The 20,588-nt window shown below is 65.8% G+C and carries 19 protein-coding genes; 10 read left to right on the top strand and 9 right to left on the bottom strand.

Annotated features, from left to right (window positions below):
- Window positions 1-87 precede the first annotated feature (87 nt).
- Window positions 88-357 (top strand): GlsB/YeaQ/YmgE family stress response membrane protein, encoded by a 270-nt coding sequence (locus JOF48_RS16615; RefSeq protein ID WP_209682481.1) that lies wholly within the window; start codon window positions 88-90, stop codon window positions 355-357.
- Window positions 358-516: 159 nt separating this feature from the next.
- On the opposite strand, the gene JOF48_RS16610 is transcribed toward JOF48_RS16615, so the two are convergent.
- The gene (locus JOF48_RS16610) at window positions 517-1,317 is read right to left on the bottom strand and encodes a nucleotidyltransferase domain-containing protein (RefSeq protein ID WP_209682478.1); all 801 of its coding nucleotides are present in this window, start codon (window positions 1,315-1,317) and stop codon (window positions 517-519) included.
- 250 nt (window positions 1,318-1,567) lie between these two features.
- Between JOF48_RS16610 and JOF48_RS16605 the strand changes: the two genes are divergently transcribed.
- Window positions 1,568-2,203: a uracil-DNA glycosylase family protein gene (locus tag JOF48_RS16605; protein ID WP_209682475.1), complete on the top strand. Its 636-nt coding sequence runs from the start codon at window positions 1,568-1,570 to the stop codon at window positions 2,201-2,203.
- Window positions 2,204-2,386: 183 nt separating this feature from the next.
- On the opposite strand, the gene JOF48_RS16600 is transcribed toward JOF48_RS16605, so the two are convergent.
- Window positions 2,387-2,581, bottom strand: coding sequence for a DUF1059 domain-containing protein (locus tag JOF48_RS16600; protein ID WP_209682472.1), 195 nt, complete (start codon window positions 2,579-2,581; stop codon window positions 2,387-2,389).
- Window positions 2,582-2,754: 173 nt separating this feature from the next.
- Here JOF48_RS16600 and JOF48_RS16595 point away from each other — a divergent pair, with 173 nt between their 5' ends.
- Window positions 2,755-3,513: a helix-turn-helix transcriptional regulator gene (locus tag JOF48_RS16595; protein WP_209682469.1), complete on the top strand. Its 759-nt coding sequence runs from the start codon at window positions 2,755-2,757 to the stop codon at window positions 3,511-3,513.
- A 50-nt stretch (window positions 3,514-3,563) separates the two neighbouring features.
- Window positions 3,564-4,694: a PQQ-dependent sugar dehydrogenase gene (locus JOF48_RS16590; RefSeq protein WP_209682466.1), complete on the top strand. Its 1,131-nt coding sequence runs from the start codon at window positions 3,564-3,566 to the stop codon at window positions 4,692-4,694.
- Between the two features lie 3 nt (window positions 4,695-4,697).
- Here the strand turns inward: JOF48_RS16590 and JOF48_RS16585 are convergent, their stop codons facing one another.
- From JOF48_RS16585 to JOF48_RS16575, 3 genes are read right to left on the bottom strand one after another with little or no spacing between them, the layout of a single operon-like run.
- Window positions 4,698-5,606, bottom strand: coding sequence for a sugar phosphate isomerase/epimerase family protein (locus JOF48_RS16585; RefSeq protein WP_209682464.1), 909 nt, complete (start codon window positions 5,604-5,606; stop codon window positions 4,698-4,700).
- Window positions 5,603-6,826 carry a dihydrodipicolinate synthase family protein gene (locus JOF48_RS16580; RefSeq protein WP_209682461.1) on the bottom strand — a complete coding sequence of 408 codons (1,224 nt, stop codon included), beginning with the start codon at window positions 6,824-6,826 and terminating at the stop codon, window positions 5,603-5,605. The genes JOF48_RS16585 and JOF48_RS16580 overlap by 4 nt, the downstream gene beginning before the upstream one ends.
- Window positions 6,827-6,828: 2 nt before the next feature.
- Window positions 6,829-7,962, bottom strand: coding sequence for a Gfo/Idh/MocA family protein (locus JOF48_RS16575; RefSeq protein ID WP_209684692.1), 1,134 nt, complete (start codon window positions 7,960-7,962; stop codon window positions 6,829-6,831).
- 305 nt (window positions 7,963-8,267) lie between these two features.
- Between JOF48_RS16575 and JOF48_RS16570 the strand changes: the two genes are divergently transcribed.
- Entirely contained in the window at window positions 8,268-9,341 is a 1,074-nt protein-coding gene (locus JOF48_RS16570; protein ID WP_209682458.1) for a LacI family DNA-binding transcriptional regulator, read from the top strand.
- 41 nt (window positions 9,342-9,382) lie between these two features.
- Entirely contained in the window at window positions 9,383-9,805 is a 423-nt protein-coding gene (locus tag JOF48_RS16565; protein ID WP_209682456.1) for a pyridoxamine 5'-phosphate oxidase family protein, read from the top strand.
- Window positions 9,806-9,932: 127 nt separating this feature from the next.
- Here JOF48_RS16565 and JOF48_RS16560 read toward each other — a convergent pair whose 3' ends face one another.
- A complete protein-coding gene (locus tag JOF48_RS16560) occupies window positions 9,933-12,638 on the bottom strand; it encodes a DUF222 domain-containing protein (RefSeq protein WP_209682453.1) in 2,706 nt (901 codons plus the stop codon).
- A 222-nt stretch (window positions 12,639-12,860) separates the two neighbouring features.
- On the opposite strand from JOF48_RS16560, the gene cyoE reads away from it, so the two are divergent.
- Entirely contained in the window at window positions 12,861-13,853 is a 993-nt protein-coding gene (gene cyoE / locus JOF48_RS16555) for a heme o synthase (protein WP_209682450.1), read from the top strand.
- A gap of 82 nt (window positions 13,854-13,935) precedes the next feature.
- Here cyoE and helR read toward each other — a convergent pair whose 3' ends face one another.
- Window positions 13,936-16,269: an RNA polymerase recycling motor ATPase HelR gene (gene helR / locus JOF48_RS16550; protein ID WP_209684690.1), complete on the bottom strand. Its 2,334-nt coding sequence runs from the start codon at window positions 16,267-16,269 to the stop codon at window positions 13,936-13,938.
- A gap of 229 nt (window positions 16,270-16,498) precedes the next feature.
- Entirely contained in the window at window positions 16,499-17,350 is an 852-nt protein-coding gene (locus JOF48_RS16545; protein WP_209682447.1) for an SDR family oxidoreductase, read from the bottom strand.
- A 106-nt stretch (window positions 17,351-17,456) separates the two neighbouring features.
- Here JOF48_RS16545 and JOF48_RS16540 point away from each other — a divergent pair, with 106 nt between their 5' ends.
- A complete protein-coding gene (locus tag JOF48_RS16540) occupies window positions 17,457-18,413 on the top strand; it encodes a sigma-70 family RNA polymerase sigma factor (RefSeq protein ID WP_209682444.1) in 957 nt (318 codons plus the stop codon).
- Between the two features lie 53 nt (window positions 18,414-18,466).
- Here JOF48_RS16540 and JOF48_RS16535 read toward each other — a convergent pair whose 3' ends face one another.
- Window positions 18,467-19,459: a DMT family transporter gene (locus JOF48_RS16535; RefSeq protein ID WP_209682442.1), complete on the bottom strand. Its 993-nt coding sequence runs from the start codon at window positions 19,457-19,459 to the stop codon at window positions 18,467-18,469.
- Window positions 19,460-19,476: 17 nt separating this feature from the next.
- Here JOF48_RS16535 and JOF48_RS20090 point away from each other — a divergent pair, with 17 nt between their 5' ends.
- Both JOF48_RS20090 and JOF48_RS16525 read left to right on the top strand, forming a co-directional pair.
- Window positions 19,477-20,127, top strand: coding sequence for a metalloregulator ArsR/SmtB family transcription factor (locus JOF48_RS20090; protein WP_342591282.1), 651 nt, complete (start codon window positions 19,477-19,479; stop codon window positions 20,125-20,127).
- The gene (locus JOF48_RS16525; protein WP_209682436.1) at window positions 20,124-20,531 is read left to right on the top strand and encodes an SRPBCC family protein; all 408 of its coding nucleotides are present in this window, start codon (window positions 20,124-20,126) and stop codon (window positions 20,529-20,531) included. Before JOF48_RS20090 ends, JOF48_RS16525 begins: the two co-directional genes overlap by 4 nt.
- The last annotated feature ends 57 nt before the right edge of the window (window positions 20,532-20,588 follow it).

Below are 20,588 nucleotides of genomic sequence, written 5' to 3'. Positions count from 1 at the left end.
CCGGGAACGCCCGGCGGCCCGGGCACATCAAGAACGGCAGCACTTTCACCATTGGTGATCTGTTACGGATCAATAGAGGAGATAGTCATGGGTTTCTTTGGTTGGATCATTTTGGGCCTGATCGTGGGCGCCATCGTCAAGGCGGTCATGCCTGGGCGCGTCGGCGGGGGATGGATCACCAGCCTCGTCCTGGGCGTTGTCGGCGCCGTCGTGGGCGGCTGGATCGGGGACCTGCTCTTCAACAGCGGCAGCATGCGCTTCTGGAGCCTTGGATCGTGGATCCTGGCCATCGTCGGCGGGCTCGTGGTTGCCGGAGTCTACGGTGCCATCACCGGCAGGAACAAGACCTCCGCCTGACCTGCAGCGGCAGGGCCGGCTGCCCTGGGCCCCCACCGGCTGCGCCTTGGTCGCCTGTCCTGCCCCGCCCGGCACTTGCCTGTCACTTGTGACCTTCACCGGCCACACCGGCACCGCCGTCTGCGGCGTTTAAGTCACCGGGACCGCCGTCTGCAACGTTCACATCTGCAACATGGCCCCTTGGGACGCTGCATCCTCGAGCAATTGCCGGCAAAGGCGGCTCACATCGTCGGTGGCGCGGACCAGCGAATCAGGCTGAGGGCCCATCCCCCGGACCAGCGCGTTGACGCCGGCAAGTCCTGCGCGCTCGAGAATTTGCCTCTCGTTCGTGGTCCATTCGCCGCGCGATGCGAGGATGGCGTGCCCGTATTCGACGGCGGCGACGGCCACCATGCCTGCACACTGGGCGCCCAAGCCCAGGGGCGCAAGCTGGGACCGCGCGTAGGACAAGGTCAGCTCGGCCCGCTCCGACCAGGTGGGCGGGGCTTTTCGCCGAAGCTGTTCCGGATAGTTCAGGGATGTGAGAGTGCCGCGGAGAACCCGGAGGATGGCCAACTCCCCCACGACCAGGTATGTCGGAATCCCGGCCAGGTGGAACATCAGTGGCTCAATGTCAAAGTCCCCGCAGGCAGCCCTGCCCACTTCCCGCTCGACGACGTCCAGATCCCGATAGTGCACATCTACGGCCCGGCCACCGATGCGAAGCCAGGCCCCGCCGTTGAAGACCCCACCTCCCCAGCCGCCAAGTTCAGACACCTGGCCCTCCCAACCGGGGCTTCTCCCTGCGAGATCCCGAAGGTCCTGTGGGTCGAATCGGCCCCTGTAGTAGACGGCGAAGTCCCAGTCACTGTCGGGCCGGTGCGTCCCCTGGGCCCTTGACCCACCCAGTGCGACAGCTTGGACTCCGGGCAACGACGCCAGGGAGTCGGCAGCGTGGTCCAGGAAGCGTTCATCATGCATCGGACCATTGATGCACAATGTCACGGAATTGTCCATGGCCGCGACCACCGAAATTCGCCCCTCAAGACCGTCCCGGAGGCCTTCCTGGGCTGTTGAGTTTCTCACAAATGACCGTTTTGCGCCCTCCTTTAGCACAACCCCGGATGGCTGGTTGACGGGTAAAAATTGATAGGCTTGGAGGTCGGACCCCCGCCCATCAGGCGGCCTTCCGCTATTACCCAAACACCCCTCGAAGGAGAACTGCGCCTCAATGACATCCGTGGCCACTGAATCACTGCGTGACCAGCTCTGGAATCGCCGATACGACGAAAACATTGCTCCCATCACCGAACTTTGCGACTCCCTGGCCGAGGCCCGGCCCGGGCAGCAGGTGGCCTATGTGGACCCGGTCCACGATGTAGACGAGTGCAAGATCATCAGCCTGTTCTCCAATGTCGGCGAGATGGACCCTTCCGGCTTTGTCACGGCCGGCGACGAACAGGCCGCCACCCGCCTGCTCGGCATCCACTGGCAGCTTGGCCTGCGCCCCAGCCTGGTCATGCCGTGGAACGTCCACCCCTGGTTCACACCGGGCGAGCCCAACGGCCGCCTGACGGCACCCCAGATCGAGGCCGGCCTGCGCCCCCTCGTGAAGTTCCTGACCCTGGTTCCCCGCGCCTCGGCCCTCGTGGCCCACGGCACCGAGGCCCACCGCCTGGCCGACCAGCTCCTCAAGGCCCAGGGTCCCATGCTTTACAAGCGCGGCTTCGGCATCTACAAGGTCCGCTCGCTCTCAGGCCGCAGCTTTGCCGGCTCCCCCGAGCGCCAGGAACAGTGGCTCCTGGAATCCGCAAAGGCGTATGCCGAGTCGATGACCCGCAACGGCATCCCCGTCAAGGGCCGCTGAACCGGTCCCGTTCCACCGCCTGGAGCACAAAGCTGACCCGCTGCAGCGGTCCGACAACGCGATTTTCCCGCCTTGTCCGACTGCCGCCGCGGGTCAGCTTTTTTATGCCTCCGGATGACCGCATCGCCACCTGGTGCTGGCCCTGGCCGTGTGGCCCCCTTGCCGTCCAGCTGCCCGGTCCGACTATGCCAGCGACATCTCGGCCGGCTCAAGGGCACTGCGCAGCATCTCCTGCAGTTCAGGCCCGTCCACCTCACCATGTGTGGCGATCGCGTGGGCCGTTGAAACAGTCAGCACTTCCTCCTCCGTGCCGGCAACGGTCAGGGTGCAGCCGATATCGCTCGGAACCTTCCGGCAGTCAATCATCACTCGTGACATTCCTCTTCACCTCCTTTCCTGTTTGCGCTTCCCGAATGGCCCTTTGCGGATTACGGTAGACTCCTTCGCGGCGGTAGAATATACGCACATTGCGCACGCTGTCCCAGCCGGAATTTTGTGCCGCAAAACAGCCATTTCAATGCAGAAATCAGGCGGTCGGGACGTACATTTCAGTGCACCAGCTGGAAACTGTGGTGAACCTGGTGGGGGGCCTGGATTCGCTGACCCGGCCTGCCCAATTCCCCGAGTTCGTGGTTCCCGCCCTGGCCGCCTTGATTGGCTGCGATGTGGCCACATACAACGAAATTGGCCCCCGGGGTGTCAGCTATTGGGACTTTCCCCGCGGCAGCCTGGGCATTGGCACAAGAGAGACCTTTGCCCGGTACGTGGACGAACACCCCCTCGTCAACCACTACAGGCATTCCATCGACGGCACACCTGTCAAAATCAGCGACTTCATGGCGTCAGCACAGTTCCACCGGTTGAATCTCTATGAGTACTTCTTCCGGCCCATCCCGGTGGAGCACCAAATTGCCATTACCGTCACAGCCCGGGGACCCACCGTCATCGGAATAGCACTGAACCGCACCAGGCACGACTTCAGCGAGTCGGACCGCGACCTGCTCTCGGTTCTGCGCCGGCCCCTTGCCGATACCTACTCAGGGCTCCTGCGAATCTCGGAGCTGCGGGCCCAATTCATGGCAGCCCCGGGCCGGTCCATGAAGCAGCTCACTCCGGCAGAACTGGACGTCCTGCGGAGGGCCGCCTCGGGTGCCACCAATGCGGCCATCGCCCGCCAGCTCGGGTGCAGCCCGAGGACGGTGGCCAAGCACCTGGAGCATGTGTACAGGAAGCTGGACGTCGTGGACCGCTCCGCAGCGGCGGCCCGGTATGCAAGCGACGATGCGGCATGGAAGTCGGTGCCGCATTGAGCAAGGGGCGCTTTCGCCCGGCCCGGCACACCTTGTTGTAGGCTCGTCCCATGGACCAGCGTGGAGCCCGGCAGGAGCACTTCCGGCGCGGATTCCACCGCCCTTCGGCCATTGCGGCCGGGCTGGCCGCTGTGGCACTGCTGCTGTCCTCGTGCCAGTCCCCCGCCCCCAGCCCCATGCCCTCCGAAGTCTCCTCCGACGTGGCAACCGGACTTCAGGCCCCCTGGTCAATGGTGGCCTTGGGCGACGGGCACCTGCTGGTCAGCGAACGAGATACGGGCCAGATCCTCGACGTTGCCCCGGACGGCACTCTTCAATTTGTCGGCAGCGTGCCCGGCGTCGTGCACCAGGGCGAGGGCGGGCTGCTGGGCCTGGCTGCCGGGCTGGAAATCTGCACGGACCACCCCACGCCCGACCCGGCCACCGGCTGCCTTTCCGTGTACGCCTACCTGACCACGGCGGATGACAACCGGATTGTGCGGATGCCACTGCTGGGCCAGGCGGGGAACCGCAGCCTTGGGCCGGCGGTGGACGTGCTCACCGGCATCCCCAAGGGCAACAACCACAACGGCGGACGAATCAAATTTGGCCCTGACGGCATGCTCTACATCGGCACGGGCGACGCCGGAAACCGCAACAACGCACAAAATCCCATGTCCCTGGGCGGCAAGATCCTGCGCATTGCCCCCGACGGCACCATCCCCCGCGGCAACCCCGTCAACGACAGCCCGGTCTGGACCCTTGGCCACCGCAACGTCCAGGGCTTGGCGTGGGATGAAACCGGCCGTATGTGGGCCTCGGAGTTCGGGCAAAACACGTGGGATGAGCTGAACCAGATCAAGGCCGGAAACAACTATGGCTGGCCCCTCGTTGAGGGCCAGGGCACGGATCCGCAATTCACCAACCCCGCACTCGAGTGGCCCACGTCCGAGGCCAGCCCCAGCGGCATCGCCATCACCGGGACCACGCTGTACATGGCTTCCCTGCGCGGGGAACGGCTGTGGCAGGTGACGCTCGACGGCGAGCCCTCCGCCAGCGCCCGTCTTTCCAACCAGCTGGGCCGGCTCCGCGACGTCGTATTAACGCCCGACGGCCGCCTGCTTGTCCTGACGAACAATACAGACGGCCGCGGCAATCCCAAACCGGGTGACGACAAAATCGTGGAGCTGGGGCTGGATTAGGCGCTACACGCTGACGGCAGCCAGGTGCGGTTCCACGAGTTCGGCGTAGCGCGCCTTGACGGTGTCGACCACCTCGGCGTAGGGCAAGCCCCAGATGTCCTCGTTGAAGATTTCCACCTCAACCACGCCGTTGTAGCCGGCCTCGGCAACCCACTGGCCGATCGACGCGAAGTCAATGACGCCGTCGCCCATGAAACCGCGGGACAGCAGTGCATCGGTTGCGATGGGCAGGTTGAAGTCGCACACCTGGTAGGAGGCGATGCGGCCTTCGGCCCCGGCGCGGGCGATCTGCTCCTGCAGCGACGGATCCCACCAGACATGGAAGGTGTCCACCACAACGCCCACGGCCTCGACCGGGTGCGGCGCTGCCAAGTCCAGGGCCTGGCCGAGGGTTGAGAGCACGGCGCGGTCGGCGGCGTACATGGGGTGCAGCGGTTCCAGGACCAGGCGGACGCCGTGTTCCAGGGCGAAGGGCACCAGTTCGGCGAGGCGGTCGGCCACGCGCTGGCGTGCAGCGACGAGGTCCTTGCCACCGACGACGGCGGTTGCCTCACCGCCGCCGTCGACGGCACCGGGGGCCACGCTGAAGTCGGGCAGGCCGCCCACCACCATGATGATTTCGGTGGTGCCGAGGGCCTTGGCCTCCAGGATGGCTGCCTTGTTGTCTTCCAGCGCAGCTGCCTGGCCGGCAGGTTCGGCTGCTGTCAGGAAGCCGCCGCGGCAGAGGCTGGAGACCTGCAGTCCCGAGGCCTTGACCATCTCAACTGCGGTGTCCAGGCCGACCTCGGCCACCTTGTCGCGCCAGAGGCCAATGTGCTTCAGGCCGGCGGCGACGCTGAGGTCGAGGGCTTCAGCGAGTGAGGCCTTCTTGATCGTGGCCGTGTTGATGGACAACTTCTCAAAGGTGCTCATGCGTCTGCCCCTTCCAGAACAGCTGATTCCACGCCGGCGGCGTTCAGGAATCCGGCCATGCGGGTGGCAGCCAGTTCGGGGTTGAGCAGCAGCTGTGCCGTGTTGGCCAGGCGGAACAGCTTGACCAGGTGGTTGAGGTCGCGCCCGGAGTGCAGGCCGCCAATCATCTGGAAGCCGGCCTGGTAGCCGTTCAGCCAGGCGAGGAAGGCAATGCCCGTCTTGTAGTAGTACGTGGGTGCCTCGAAGATGTGCAGGCCCAGGTCCCGGGTCGAATCGAGGATGGCACGCGCTTCGGCGGGCTGGCCGGCGTCGTACTTCTGCAGGGCCGTAGAGGCAGCAGGGGCGATGGCGGCAAAGATGCCCAACAGCGCATCCGAGTAGTGCGAGCCGTCGCCGTCAATCAGCTCCGGGTAGTTGAAGTCGTCCCCCGTGTACAGACGCACGCCTTCGGGAAGGCTGGCACGCAGCGCAACTTCGTGTCCGGCGTCGAGCAGGGAAACCTTTACACCATCTACCTTGGCGGCGTGCGCCTCGATGAGCTGCTGGAAGGTGGCGGTTGCGGCGGCGACGTCATCGCTGCCCCAGTAGCCGGCCAGGGCGGGGTCAAACATGGTGCCGAGCCAGTGCAGGACCACAGGTTCCTTGACCTCGGAGAGCAGCGTACCGTACAGGGCCAGGTAATCGGCGGGGCCGCTGGCGACCCTGGCGAGGGCGCGTGAGGCCATGATGATGACCTTGGCGCCGGATGCCTCGACGACGGCGATTTGCTCGCGGTAGGCAGCCAGCACAGCGGCCAGGCCTGCTTCGCCGGGCTCCACGGTTGCGGGATCCAGCTGGTCGGTGCCGGCGCCGCAGGCGAGCAGGTCGCGGACGGTGCGCTCCGGGGTCGCGATGAGTGCGGCCTCGGCGGCGGAGCGGTTGATGAGCTCCTGCGTGGCGGCCCAGTCCAGGCCCATGCCGCGCTGTGCGGTGTCCATGGCGTCGGCAATGCCCACGCCCCAGCTCCACAGTTCGCGGCGGAAGGCCAGGGTGGCGTCCCAGTCAATGTCGGCCGGGGCACCGGGGACGTTGTTACCCAGCACCTTGGGGGTCACGTGTGCTGCGGCGTAGACCTTGCGCGAGGTGATCAGCTCGGTGGGCTTGTGCCACGGGCCGGTCGGGTTCAGCGCGAGTGCTTCAAGCTCACCGGTGGCGAGCGGAAGGGTGATTGAAAGTGTCATTGTTAGAGCTCGATTTCCGGGATGTCCAGGGTGCGGCGCTCGTCGGAGGACTGCAGGCCCAGCTCAGCCAGCTGCACGCCGCGGGCTGCGGAGAGCAGGCCGAAGCGGTGTTCGCGGCCGGCGATGACGTCGCGCAGGAATTCTTCCCACTGCAGCTTGAAGCCGTTGTCGAGGTCGGCGTTGGCGGGGACTTCCTGCCACTGTGAGCGGAAGGATTCGGTGACGGGAAGGTCCGGGTTCCAGACGGGCTTGGGGGTGTGGGCGCGCTGCTGGGCAACGCACTTGTTCAGGCCTGCAACTGCTGAGCCGTGGGTGCCGTCGATCTGGAATTCCACGAGCTCGTCGCGGTAGACGCGCACGGCCCAGGAGGAGTTGATCTGGCCGATGACGGCGTCGCCCTGCGGGGTTTCCAGCTCGAAGATGCCGTAGGCGGCGTCGTCGGCGGTTGCCACGTACTCGTTGCCCTGCTCGTCCCAGCGGGCCGGGATGTGAGTTGCGGTCTTGGCGTTGACGCTCTTGACCTTGCCGATGATGCCTTCAAGGACGTAGTTCCAGTGGCAGAACATGTCGGTGGTCATGCCGCCGCCGTCTTCCTTGCGGTAGTTCCAGGAGGGGCGCTGGGCGGCCTGGTGGTCGCCCTCGAAGACCCAGTAGCCGAACTCGCCGCGGATGGAGAGGATGCGGCCGAAGAAGCCTTCGTCGACCAGGCGGCGCAGCTTCACCAGGCCCGGCAGGTAGAGCTTGTCGTGCACGACGCCTGCGGTGATGCCGGCTTCCTGGCCGATGCGGGCCAGCTCGATGGCCTCTTCGAGGGTCTCTGCCGTGGGCTTCTCGGTGAAGATGTGCTTGCCGTTGGCCATGGCCTTCTTCAAGGTGGCGGCGCGCAGGCTGGTCATGGAAGCGTCAAAGACGACGTCGACGGTGGGGTCGGCGATGATGGCGTCCAGATCGGTGGTCCAGTGCTCAACATTGTGCAGCTCGGCCAGTTCGCGGACCTTCTCTGCGTTGCGGCCAACCAGGATGGGCTCGATAGCGACCTTGGTGCCGTCTTCGAGGGTCAGGCCGGACTCGCGCAGCGGCAGGATGGAGCGCAGCAGGTGCTGGCGGTAGCCCATGCGGCCGGTGATGCCGTTCATGGCAATGCGGATGACCTTCTGTGCGCCGGCGCCTTCGCCAGCGGCCTGTACAGCGGTTTGCTCGTTGGAAGCAGTAAGAGTCACGTTGTTCTCCCGGAAGTTGTTGGGGGCCGGTGCCGGAGCATCCGGCGTGGCTTTTATCTTGGAAAGCGCTTTCCAATATATGCTGAAGTTGTCGTCGGGTCAAGGTCCGCTGAATTCCGGTTCCTGCGCCTGTCTTGGTGAGCCGTTGCAGACCCGGCACGGGTTCCTGCACCACCGCACTCCGGCCCCACACAACAGCCCTTCCAGCAAAGGACGCTCCATTGGCAGTCAAGCTTTCCGAGGTCGCCCGCCATGCCGGCGTGTCACTCGCCACCGCATCGCGTGTACTCAACGGTTCCAGCCGCACTCCTGCGGCAGGCATCGCAGAGAAGGTGAAGGCCGCGGCCGCCGAACTTGGTTATGTGGCGAATGCCCAGGCGCAGGCCCTGGCGCGCCAGTCGACAGGCCTGGTGGGGCTGGTTGTCCACGACATTGCCGACCCCTACTTCTCCACCATCGCCCACGGCGTGCAGCAGGCGGCCCTTGCCGCCCGCCACCAGGTCCTGCTGGCCGGAACAGACCTGGAAACCGCAGACGGCGCCCCTGGCGACGCCGAGCTCGCCGCAGTGAATGCGTTCATTTCCTACCGCACCGACGCCATCATCCTGGCCGCTTCCCGCCTTTTGGATGAGGATCCCCGGCTCAGCAAGGCGCTGGCGCAGTACATCGGCAACGGCGGCCGCGTGGTGGCCATCGGCGCAACCGATATTCCGAAGGCCCAAGTGCTCAGCGTTGACAACCACGACGGCGCTTCGGCCTTGGTGGGTGCGCTGCTGGAACGCGGCCGCCGGCGATTCGCCATCCTCGCAGGGCCCCGTGAACGCAATACTGCCCGCATCCGCGTCGCCGGCTTCACCGACGGCTTGGCGGAAGCAGGACTTGAGCCGCTCACCGTCGTGCACGGAGCATTCACCAGCCAGGGCGGCTACGACGCCACGGTGGAACTCCTTGACTCCAATGAAGGAAGGTTTCTCAGTTCCGGCGGGGATTCAGGCGGCGCCGGAGGCTCAGAGTACGGCGGCCCGCTGTGCATCCTGGCAGCCAACGACGTCATGGCCTTGGGCGCCATGGCCGCACTGCGGTCGCGCGGGCTCACGATTCCGGACGATGTGGAGGTGGCTGGCTTTGATGACATTCCGACATTGCGCGACCATTTCCCCGGCCTGACCACGTACCGGCTGCCCCTCGAGGAGATGGGCCGGCTGGCTGCGGAGCTGGCGCTCTCCCCAGCCGGGCAGACGTCCGCGAGCGTCACAGGACGTGTGGTGCTTCGGGAGAGTGCAGGCGGGCAGTAGCCGCAACGGCGCCGGCCACCGCAATGCGGCATAATCACAGCATGACTACTGAAGAGCAGCCCGGCCAAAACATGACCACGGAAGACGCCTGGCGCTTCCTCGAACACACCCGCTTTGGCCGCCTTGCGCTTAGCGTCGCCAATGAGCCCGATATTTTCCCGATCAATTACCTTGCGCATGATGGAAAGCTGCTCATGCGCACGAATCCAGGCACCAAGCTTGCCGAACTGACGATCAACAGTTCCGTCGCCTTTGAGATTGACGGCCTGGCAGAGGATGAGGCGTGGAGTGTTGTACTGAAGGGCACCGCCCGGGTGCTGGAGTCCCAGCGTGAAATCGACGCGGCCATCGAACTCCCCCTGGCGCCTTGGCTGAAGACGCTCAAGTACACCTTCGTTGAAATCACACCGACCAGTGTCCGGGGCGTGCGCTTCAAGCTGGGCAGCGAGCCCGAACGATACTGATCGCCACCTTCGGCTCCGTTGCCTTGAAGCCCCTTCTGATGCAATGCACTTGCAAGGTGCAGCCAGCCAGTTTCACTTGGCGGTGAGACAGTGGAGACCCGCATTGGGGTCTCGCGAACGGGGAAGCCTAGGCTGCAAGGCCCAAATACGGATGCCGCAGTGCATGCTCAACCGCCAGCTGATCCAGCACCTCATCAGCCTCAGTGTCGGATGTCAGCTCGACAGGGGGCTCCGGCATGTTCCCTGCATCCCATTCGCCATCCTCTGCCCCGACCATCTCTGCAAGCTGAGCTGCAGCTTCCTCCACCCATTGCACCAACGGGGCTGCCTGGCCGGAACTACCCGCCAGACCAACGCCAGCCACTCCCCGGACGGAACCGCCGCCACCACCTGACTGATCGCCTCCGCCACCTGGCGTCATGGCATCCGGCATCGGCGCCGGCTTGTTTCCTGGCTGCCTGGCAACGACATCGTCGATGTACTTCTTGAGCCACTCGGGGTACGCGGGTGGCAGCATCTCCGATTCTTCCGGCGGGAGGTACCTGCCGGACGGTGAGGTCCAGGAGATCCGGCCACTTTCTTCCATGGTGGGGGTCCATCCTCGCAATGTCAGGGTCTGCCGTTCAGGTTCGGCCAGACAGCGCGGGCGGCCATACCGGTCCTTGTCATCCTTGAAGTGCTTCAAGATGTGGTGATGGGCGCACAGGTTCTCGAGGTTGTTATAAATGGTGCGGCCGCCGGTTTCAAATCTCTTGATATGGTCAACGTCGCAATTGACCGCCTTGGCCAGGCAGCCCGGAAATTGGCAGTATTCGTCGCGGATCCGCAGCATGGTCCGCATGGCCTGGGTGATCCGATAGCGCTCGGGCGCGATGTCCAATGGGACGTTGCTGATCGGGTCGACCAGCACTCGCAGGAAGCTCGGAGCATGGGATGCCAGGTGCTTGGCCACCTCCATGCTCATGGGACCGACCCCTTCCATCCACGCGGGCTCATTGGTGCCCCCCAGCAGGGAAATCGCCGGGATGAGAACGACGGGAAGAACCTGGGGCAATGTAGGCCACGGCTCCCCCGCAGCTGTCATGGGGCCGCATTGCGCTGCCGAAGCGGCTGCACCGGATCCGTCGGATGCTGCCGTGCCGGAGAGATCGGCCAGTCCAAAACTTGCACCCATGGGGAATGTTTGGGCCGCATTCAGCATGGGGAGCTGCGCGGTGGGATGCCAGTCGGGTTCATTGCGCGGGTCCGGCTCCCGGAATGATGGATCCCGGTAGTTGGGGTCGTCAAACAGCGGCAGCTGCCAGGGATAGAAGGCAGTCCCATATCGCTTTGGATCCGGATAGGCCCCATCGGGGCACGGATCGGGTTCAGGGGCGGGAACCCATTCGCCACGGCCGGAATCGGCCATCCCGGATGTCGCAGCGGCGGATCCCTGTCCGGTTGAGGACGCGGCTGGTTGCGCAGGGTTGGCCGCATGCACGTCATTGGCCGAAACGCTGGAATGGACTTCAGCGGGTTCCTGCGTGCCGGCGGCAGAATTGGCAGCGGCTTCGGGGAACGACGCGGGCCCAGGCTCTACGCTGGATGGCCGCACGGGCGCAGGCCCGGCAGAGCCTGAACGATCTGCCCCAGCATCGGCACTTGCATTGGTGCGGGAGCCGTCATCAGCGGCAAGGCCGGGATCCGGTGCCAGGTCTGGACCTGGCTCGGCGTCAGGTGCGGGCGCCGGAACCGGGTCAAATCCTGGCGCGGGGGCGGGGGCTGGCGCATGGACGCCGCTCTCCCCCAGACGCAGCCCGAGCAGCAGGGCCGCCGCAATGTCGGCGCGCTGCTGCGCGATGGTGCGCTTCTCGTGCGGACCCCGCGCCGCCTGGGCGGTGTAGGTGCATTGATCCCAAATGGCCTCGATGGTGGGTGCTGGCGCATAGAGGCTCATCCACGACATGCCGTCCTCACCACGGCTGATCCGAAGGTTTCTGTCCGCATAGGCGCGCTTGGTGCGGGGCACAATGGTTTCCGGATGGCTGCGTTCACGCATGCGCCGCGCCGTGGAGCGAAAGCTCCCCAACGTCCTCTTTTCAGCTTGGACCAGCAGCCTCCGCTCGAAAGCATCAATGGCCTCCTGCGGCAGTCCGGCCGAGCGCAGCAGACTGGTTTCTTCAGCAATAACGACGGCATGTTCCCAACCGAGCTCCCCGCCAGCCATAACTTCCAAGGTCTCCGGCAGATGCCGCACGAGCTCCACCGATTGACCCACAAAACGCCGGGCCGCCCCTTCAGCCACATGGAGTATGACGGCCAACTCAGCACAAATCTGGTCAACGGAACATCCTTGCTGCCAGGAATCAAGGTTGAGCAGCCCGCCTTCCAACACCGCAGTGACTTCCATCCGCTCAACCATGACGGCCATCAATGCGGCACTCTTGTTCTGATGCCGGCGGAGTGCTGCAACTGCATCCCCACAGGCATCCATCAACGCACGAACTCCGTCCAACTGGGATGCCGCACTCTTTACACGTTCGGTGGAACTACAGCCTGCTCCGCCACCCTGCAAGGAGTCACCTCCAGCGTGGACACCCGGCTCCGGAAGGGGTGGAAGGTCCGCAAGGCTTTGGATGTCAGCGGCCAGTGGTTCAATAACAGGAAAGGACAGGGCATCGATGAAGTCCGCCACAGCCGTTGTGGTGGATGCGCCATCCCGATCCGTCGGGAACTCTTCTGAATTGCCCATACCACAATTATAGATCACAAATTTGTGAAGCTCAACACTTTTCTCAAAGTTATAGTACACTTCTTCTAAAGTGCGGTGGCGGCCCAATGGAAGGAGTGCCACACATGGTTGCCGGCACGCGGCTGTTGCCGGAACTGGGACAGCTGTCGCACCACGGGCCACCTGGGGAAGGTGGGGCATGGCTGGAATCGAGCAGTTCCGTCAGGCACGGAGGAGCTGCTTGCCGAGCTGCCGGGTAAACGATGCACCACTCACCCAAGGCCTGGCGGCCGGACATTCGGCGATAAGCTGGATGCAGCCACAACCCACCCCTGGAGCTCCCCCATGACCTCGCGCAGTTCGTCCACACCGCTTGGGCCCGGCCCTGTGCCGAAAAAAGACGGTGGCGCAGCCAGCCCGCTCGACGGCAAGGACAGTGCCCTGGCGGCCCGGGCCACGGATGCGTCATGGCGGTCCACGCTGCTGCGCTACTACTCCCTGACAAAACCGCGGGTTCTGTACGGCAATGTCCTGACCGCAGCGGCCGGGTTCCTGTTTGCCAGCCCCGGGGGCATCGACTGGCCGGTGTTCCTGGCGGTTTGCATCGGCACCACACTGGTGATCGGCTCCGCGTGCGTGCTGAACAACGTGTTGGACCGCGACATCGACACCCTCATGGCACGCACCAAGAAGCGTGCCACTGTGACGGGCGGGGTGGGTGCACGGAACGCGCTCATCTACTCTGCCGTGTTGTTCCTGGGCGGCATGGCGATCCTCGTGGCGTGGACCAACCCGCTGGTGGTGGCCGTGGGCGTTGGCGGATTCCTGGCCTATGTTGTCCTGTACGGCATGCTGTCCAAGCGGCTCTCGATCCACGGGACACTCGTGGGAAGCATTTCCGGCGCGGCGCCCATCCTGGGCGGCTATGTGGGCGCCAGCAACGCACTCGACGCCGGCGCAGCCATTGCGTTCCTGATCCTCTTCTTCTGGCAGATGCCGGCGTTCTACTCCATCGCGGTCTACCGGCGCGATGAATACGCCCGCGCCAAGGTTCCGGTCATCTCCGTGGTCCGCGGCATCCCCAACACGGTGGTGCAAATCCTCGTTTACACGGTGGCGTATGTCGCGGTGTCGCTGCTGCCCCAGCCGTTCGGCTACACGGGATGGTCCTACACGGTTGTCATGGGGCTGCTGGGTGCCGGGTGGATCGTGCTGGCAGTGCGCGGCCTGCGCGCCGCCGGCAACTACGACCATTGGGCCCGCCTCATGTTCCGCTACGCACTCATCATGATGTGCGCCATCTCCGTCATGCTTGCAGTGGGGCCCCGCCTGCCCTGAGGCGTCTACAGCCGGAGAAGATGAATCACGCCCGACGGCGATCCCTCCTGTTGCTTCCGGCCCCGGCGGGTGTGGGGCCGGCTCAGCCAAGGACCACCAGCTCCTGCGTTGCCCGGGTCATGGCAACATAGCGGTCCACGGCACGGGTCGTGCCGGCCGCATCCGCACCACCAGCACCAGCACCAGCACCAGCACCAGCACCAGCACCAAAGGATTCAGGCTGCAGCAGCACCACCAGGTCAAATTCCAGCCCCTTGGCCAGTACGGGCGTCAGGGTGCGCACACGCGGACCGTCTCGACGTGTGCTTGTGCCCTCAGCACTGATGATGCAGACAGTGCCCTCCGAGTGGGCGGCCAGCCAGCCCTCCACCACGGTCTCCAGTTCCGATACGGCCCCGTGCCGCACGGGCAGGCCGCTGCTCCGGATGGACGTGGGGACATTGGCGTCCGCCAGCGCCTCCCGGATCACCGGCGCCGCCTCCTCCATGACTTCCCGCGGCGTGCGGTAATTGACGCCAAGGCCGGCCATCGACACTTCCCCCAGCCCCACCCGCGCCAGCCTCTCCTGCCACGATTCAGCAAAGCCGCCCCTCGCCTGCGCCCGGTCCCCCACCACCGTGAAGCTGCGCGACGGACACCGCGCCCGCAGCATCTGCCACTGCGCATCGCTGAGCTCCTGGGCCTCGTCCACCACGATGTGCGCGAACGGCCCGGCCAGCATGTCCGGCTCCGGCACGGGCACCGCCTCCTGCCCCAGCAGCTTGTCCGACATGTCGCCCCCGCGCAGGGAGGTCATGACCAGCAGCTCGGAGTCATCCGCGGCGATCAGGTCGTCGACCACCGTGTCCATCAACTCCTTTTCGGCACGCACGACGGCGCGCTGCCGCCGCTTGCGCTGTTCTTCCTCCGGGTCGCCGAGCCGCGTCTTCGCAGCATCCAGCAAGGGCAGGTCCTCCACAGTCCATGCCGCGGGATCGGCCCGCTGCAGCAGGCCAACGTCACCGCGGTCCAGCCAGGGTGCGCACAACCGCAGGTATGCAGGAACCCTCCACAGGTCGCCCACAATGTCGGTGTACTTCAGCAGCGGCCAGGCCCTGTTCAGGGCTTCCACCAGCGCCCGGCTGCTCGCCGCGGCACGTCGGAAGGCACCGGGGGCGGGCCGGGCGCCGTCGGGCATGGCCAGGTCCCGCGTTTCGCTGCTGAAGGCCTCCCAACCCTCATCGTCACCCATCACGCCATCCGGCGCTTCGCCTCCGGCGTGGAACTTGGCCTCGACAATGTCCAGCAGGGTTTCCCAAATCTCGCCGCGGGCCTCGTTGTGCGGGATGCCGGCCGCGGGCGCGGAGAAAGCCTCGGCCCAGTCGGCGGGGGTGAGGCGGATGTCGGCCCACGGCGTCTCGATGAGTACGTTCCCGGCGGGCGGTCGCTCGTAGAACGCAACGGCGGCCTCTATCGCCTCAACCATGCCGACGCCCTGCTTAAGGCGGGCAACGTCGGGGTCCCGTTCCGTCACGGCCGCGGCCCCTTCGGGGACGAGGTGCCGCAGCGTGCAGCTTTGCACGCCCTCCTCGCCAAGGCTGGGCAGCACATCCGCAACATAGTTGAGGAAGGGCTGGTGCGGGCCGACAAACAGCACACCGCCCGGGTGCCGGCCCACGCGCGCGTCGGCGTAGATCAGGTAGGCAGCTCGGTGCAGCGCCACAACCGTCTTGCCGGTTCCGGGACCCCCGTCGACCACCAGGGTGCCGCGGGACGGTGACCGTATGATGGCGTCCTGGTCGGCGGCGATGGTGCCGAGGACGTCGTGCATGGCGGCGGCGCGGCTGACGCCCAGGCTGGCGATGAACGCCGAGAGGTCCTCCAGCGCTGCGTCCGTCGCGGCGGGGGTGCCCATGCCTGCAGACCCGATGGTGCCCTGCAGGGGGCTTCCGGGGCCGCCGCCGAGGGTGAAACGCTCATCCCAGTAGTCGGTGATGAACCCCTGCGACCAGCGGTAGCGGCGACGCCCGGCCAGGCCCATGGGGTTGGCGTGGCTGGCACCGAAGAATGGTTCGGCCGCCGGCGCCCGCCAGTCGGTGAGCAGGCTGCCGCCGGATGCGCCTGTGAGGCCGAAACGGCCTATGTACACGGGGGCCGAGCCGTCGGCGGGGTCGATCCGGCCCAGGCAAGCATCCAGGCCGAATCGTTCAAGGGCACGCAGGCGGGAGGACAGGCGGCGGACCTCGACGTCCCGTTCCACGGCTTCCTGCCCCATCCTGGCCGGCTCCTTCCGGACAGCCACGAGCCGGTCGGAAAGCCGGCACCGGGCCTGCGCCAGCGACGCAGACATGGCGGCAAAGTGGATCTCATCGGCGGACACAAGGGCCGGGTCCGCCTTGGCCGCCCTGCCGGCCGGAAGCCTGAACGGGCTCTCCATCTGTGAGACGGCGGGGACGCCGGCCGGGTCCGTTCCGGCGGGGACGCAGTTGGAATTGGGGGACTCAGTGTAGGCAGGGTTGGTTTCGGCAGGGTGGGAATCAGCAGCCATGGCGTGGGCCTCCATCATGATTTCGCTCGGGCTTTTCTTCAGTGCAGCCACCCATTGTGCGCCCTTCAGGGGGCCTTGCGGCAAGGCCCCCTGCCCGGGATAAACTGAAAATGCGGGATCATGCAGTCCCTGTGCGTCCCCGGGCACCGGCACTGCCTGGTTCCCTGGCGCCGGCCCGCTTTTCGGCCAGGAACCCCGCCCATGTCCGCACTCCCACGGCGCGGTCGCATGCGAGGTTTGCGCCATTGCGCTGCGCCTTGGCCGCCTTGCCGGGGATGTGCACCGGCAGCACCAGGCGCCGGCGCCCAACAGCCCGGAGGTAGCCCTTGAGCAGTTCTTCCATGGGAAAGACCTCGGGGCCGCCGATGGCGGGCACCATGCCTGCCGGCTTACCCAGCGCCAGCTCCACGAGCCGTTCCGCCACGTCGCGCACGTCGACCGGCTGGTACCGGAAAACCGCGAACGAGGGCATGACGGGCAGCTTCATCCCCGTGTCGGCAAACGCGGCAATGAAGTCGTGGAACTGGGTGGCTCGCAGGATGGTCCACGGAATCCCCGCACCGGAAACGGCCAGCTCCCCCTGGCGCTTCTCCTCGAAGTAACCCAGCGTCGCCCGGTCGATGCGGCCTTCAAACGGCGTGGTGTCTGCACCAACCACGGAAATGTAGAGCAGGTGGCGTGCGGTCCCGGCCCGCTGCAGGGCATCGACCATGCGGGCAGCCTTGGCCGCGTCTCCCTTGGCACTGCCGGCGGCGTGGATGACGGTTTCAATTCCCGCAACGGCGGCATCGAGCCCTTCACCGGTGGACAAGTCGCCAATCACAGGCTCGACGCCGGTGCTGCCGCCGGCCCAGCCGGCTCCTGCGGTGCGGCTCAACACCCGCACTGTCCTTCCGGCCCCGAGCAGCCGGGGCAGCAGTTCCCTGCCCAGTGTGCCGGTTCCGCCCGTGAGTAAGATGGGAAGTTCCATGATGTACTCCATTTCCTTATGGGACGGCCGGGACGTTCCTGCCGTCATTTGGGCCCCGCAACGGGGTCTGCTTAATAGACACCGCACGTTGGAAGAATGTGACCGCATGGACCGGCCCGACTTTTTCACCACCGAATTCGAGGCTCAGCGCACCAGGCTGCGGTCCGTCGCCTACCGCATGCTGGGATCCCTCAGCGAAGCCGAGGACGCCGTTCAGGACACGTGGCTGCGGGCCAGCGGGACGGACCGGTCGAAAGTTGAAAACCTCACGGCCTGGCTGACCACGATCGTGGCGCGCACCAGTCTCAATGCGCTGCGAACCCGGACCAGGTTGCGGGAAGACCCGCTGGAATACGCCATGCCCGACCCCATCGTCGGCATTGCTGCTGGGGGGCCCGCCAGCAGTCCCGCAGGCAGGGAGCACGGCAGGGCGTCCGGAATCCCGTCCGGCAGCGGCTTCCCCCGGCCGGAGGCAGGAGACCCCGAGGGTCAGGCCATCCTCAGCGACCACGTTGGCATGGCCCTGCAGGTGGTGCTGGAGTCACTGGATCCGGATGAACGGCTCGCGTTCGTCCTGCATGACCTCTTCGCAGTGCCCTTCAACGACATCGCCCCGGTCATTGCCAGCACACCCGAGGCAGCCCGGCAGCTGGCCAGCCGGGCCCGCCGCAGGGTGCGCAGCCAGGCACCCGCGCCCGACGCAGGATTGGCCGCCCAGAGGGAGGTGGTGGACGCCTTTTTCGCGGCCGCGCGGAACGGCGACTTGGGGGCGCTCATCGCCATCCTCCATCCCGACGCGGTGTTCCGCGCGAGCGGGCTGACGGCAAAGCCGCTGGTCCTGCGCGGCGGCCCCACGGTGGCCGGAAACGCACACATGTTCGGGCCAGGCTCGCCGCCTTACCGGCACGTCGTGGTCAATGGCGCCGCGGGGGTCATCACCGCCCAGGACGGACACGTCGTGTCCATCACGGCCTTCACCGTGGTGGGAGGACGAGTCTTCGCGGTTGACGTGCTGGCGGATCCCCTGCGGCTCGCGGCCCTCAACCTGGCTGACGCTGGTTGACCCGCGCCGCCGTTCCCGGCCAGACCACCCCGCCCAGGACCGGACTGTCTTCCCTACCGGCAGGCGCCGGCGCCATCGCCGTCGCCTGCCGGATCCGCATCCACCGGTTCTGCAGGCCGCGCCATTGAAAGGTCGACGGCGGTGCTCGGGTTTCCCTTGGGCGGGCGCCCGTGGGGCTTGAGTTCGCTGACGAGCACGCTCACCACAATCAGCCCCGCGCCGAGCAGCGCCAGCGGCGGCAGCCGGTCCCCCGCGATCCGGCCAATGACGCCGGCCCAGACCGGTTCGCCCGTGTAGATGATGGTGGCCCGGGTGGGGTCCACCGACTTTTGTGCCCAGTTCATGGTCAGCTGGATGAGGCAACTGGCCAGCCCGAGCCCCACGCCCGCGGCGAGCCACACCCACGAAAATGCGGGGACGGACTCGCCGGTGGCGGGCATGGCAATGAACGCAAGAATGCTGCAGACAAGCAGCTGCACCACTGTCACCCGGCCCAGGTGGACCTTGGCCGCAAAGAGGCTGATGAGGATGATCTCCCCGGCGATGGCCACAGTGCTCACCAGCGTCACAACCTCTCCCCTGCCCAGGCCCACCTGCAGGGCGCCGGGCCCGGCCAGCAGAACGAGCCCGGCAAAGGCCAGGCCGGCTCCGGCAAAGGCCATGATGTGCGGGCGCTTGCGGAAGACGGCCCACTGCATGAACGGAACCATGGGGACAAACAGGGCGGTGAGAAATGCGGAGGTGCTGCTGCTGATGGTCTGCAGGCCAACGGTTTGCAGACCATAGCCAAAAAAGATCATGACGCCGATCGCTGCACCGGCACCCAGGTCGGTGCGGGACATGCCGCGCATGGACCGGTGGAAGAGCACGGCTGCCGCCAGCCCTGCCACGGCAAAGCGCAGCCCGACGAAGAACATGGGTCCGCTGTAGCGCATGGCCAGGTGGATGACCAGGTACGTGGCGCCCCACAACGCGGTGATGGCGAGCAAGGCCAGTTCGGGACGGCTCAGCGAAAGGGCGCGCGGCCTGCGCGGTAGTTGCACCATTCATCCCATTTTAGGGGATGCACAGTTTTGGGGATGTGCCGCTCCCCCGGCCCGGCAGGAAGGGTACTGTCGCTCGCTTGGCCACGGTGGGCCCGTTCGTTCGGCAGCGCACGTGGGAGACGCCGCTGCCCCGCCCCGGGGAGATGCGCCGTCACCGGAAATGGAACCGGTGCCGGAAGATCAAGAATATTCGAATACAAGCAAACACTTGTACAAGAAATAGATTGCGTAAATCGACGTACAAGCGCATGCTTGTACAAGTACTAACTGGGAAGTGCAAAAACACAGAGATTCGGGGAATTGCCAAGATGACCACTGCCGTAAACACCAGGCCCACTGCCGGGCCGGACAGGGTCCTTCGCGCGCTTGCTGATCCCACTCGCCGCCAAATCCTGCGGCTCGTTCGTCGTGAAGCCATGGCATCTGGCGACGTCGCCAGGCATTTCGACATGACTCAGCAGGCAGTCAGCCTGCATCTGCAGGTGCTTCGACATGCAGGCCTGCTCCATAAGACCAGGAAGGGTGCCAAGCGGATGTACTCGCTCAATCCCGAACCCTTCCAACTCGTGGACGCGCTCCTCGATGACCTGTGGCCCGATGCCCTTGGACGCCTCAAGAGCACTGTTGAAGCCGACCTCGCCTCCAACCGAAAGCAGAATCCGCAATGAGCCAGCATTCAGTCGACGCATCCATCCGAATCAACGCCACTCCGGCAGAGGTTTTCCCCTATCTCACGGAACCGGCACTGCTCACGAAATGGATGGCTTCATGGGTGGACGTCGAACCAACACCCGGCGGGAAGTTTTCCGTCCGCCTCGGCGATCAGCCGGTGCTCGGCACCTACGTGGTGGTTGAGCCGCCGCACCGGGTTGTCTTCACGTGGGGCCTGCCCGGAAACGAGGCGCTTTTGCCGGGCAGCTCGACCGTCGAGATCGTGCTGACTGCCGACGGGGACCAGACGGTTGTGGATCTCATGCACACCGACCTCCCCGACGAGCTGCGCGCCGACCAACTTGCAGGGTGGACATCACTGCTTGAGCGGCTCCGCACAACCGGTGAGTCACTGTCATAGCCCCACGGCCATAGGCTCAACAGGATTGCGTCGCATCTGCTGCATGTGATCCCAGTT

It is taken from the genome of Arthrobacter stackebrandtii, from assembly GCF_017876675.1.
GTDB lineage: Bacteria > Actinomycetota > Actinomycetes > Actinomycetales > Micrococcaceae > Specibacter > Specibacter stackebrandtii.
The sequence above is the reverse complement of the archived record's forward strand: the minus strand, read 5'-3'. Positions and strand labels throughout refer to the sequence as shown.

Coding starts and splice junctions, on each gene's coding strand:
- JOF48_RS16615 (WP_209682481.1), top strand. CDS start 88: ATGGGTTTCTTTGGTTGGATCATTTTGGGCCTGATCGTGGGCGCCATC.
- JOF48_RS16610 (WP_209682478.1), bottom strand. CDS start 1,317: ATGCATGATGAACGCTTCCTGGACCACGCTGCCGACTCCCTGGCGTCG.
- JOF48_RS16605 (WP_209682475.1), top strand. CDS start 1,568: ATGACATCCGTGGCCACTGAATCACTGCGTGACCAGCTCTGGAATCGC.
- JOF48_RS16600 (WP_209682472.1), bottom strand. CDS start 2,581: ATGTCACGAGTGATGATTGACTGCCGGAAGGTTCCGAGCGATATCGGC.
- JOF48_RS16590 (WP_209682466.1), top strand. CDS start 3,564: ATGGACCAGCGTGGAGCCCGGCAGGAGCACTTCCGGCGCGGATTCCAC.
- JOF48_RS16585 (WP_209682464.1), bottom strand. CDS start 5,606: ATGAGCACCTTTGAGAAGTTGTCCATCAACACGGCCACGATCAAGAAG.
- JOF48_RS16580 (WP_209682461.1), bottom strand. CDS start 6,826: ATGACACTTTCAATCACCCTTCCGCTCGCCACCGGTGAGCTTGAAGCA.
- JOF48_RS16575 (WP_209684692.1), bottom strand. CDS start 7,962: ATGAACGGCATCACCGGCCGCATGGGCTACCGCCAGCACCTGCTGCGC.
- JOF48_RS16565 (WP_209682456.1), top strand. CDS start 9,383: ATGACTACTGAAGAGCAGCCCGGCCAAAACATGACCACGGAAGACGCC.
- cyoE (WP_209682450.1), top strand. CDS start 12,861: ATGACCTCGCGCAGTTCGTCCACACCGCTTGGGCCCGGCCCTGTGCCG.
- helR (WP_209684690.1), bottom strand. CDS start 16,269: ATGGAGAGCCCGTTCAGGCTTCCGGCCGGCAGGGCGGCCAAGGCGGAC.
- JOF48_RS16545 (WP_209682447.1), bottom strand. CDS start 17,350: ATGGAACTTCCCATCTTACTCACGGGCGGAACCGGCACACTGGGCAGG.
- JOF48_RS16540 (WP_209682444.1), top strand. CDS start 17,457: ATGGACCGGCCCGACTTTTTCACCACCGAATTCGAGGCTCAGCGCACC.
- JOF48_RS16535 (WP_209682442.1), bottom strand. CDS start 19,459: ATGGTGCAACTACCGCGCAGGCCGCGCGCCCTTTCGCTGAGCCGTCCC.
- JOF48_RS20090 (WP_342591282.1), top strand. CDS start 19,477: ATGCACAGTTTTGGGGATGTGCCGCTCCCCCGGCCCGGCAGGAAGGGT.
- JOF48_RS16525 (WP_209682436.1), top strand. CDS start 20,124: ATGAGCCAGCATTCAGTCGACGCATCCATCCGAATCAACGCCACTCCG.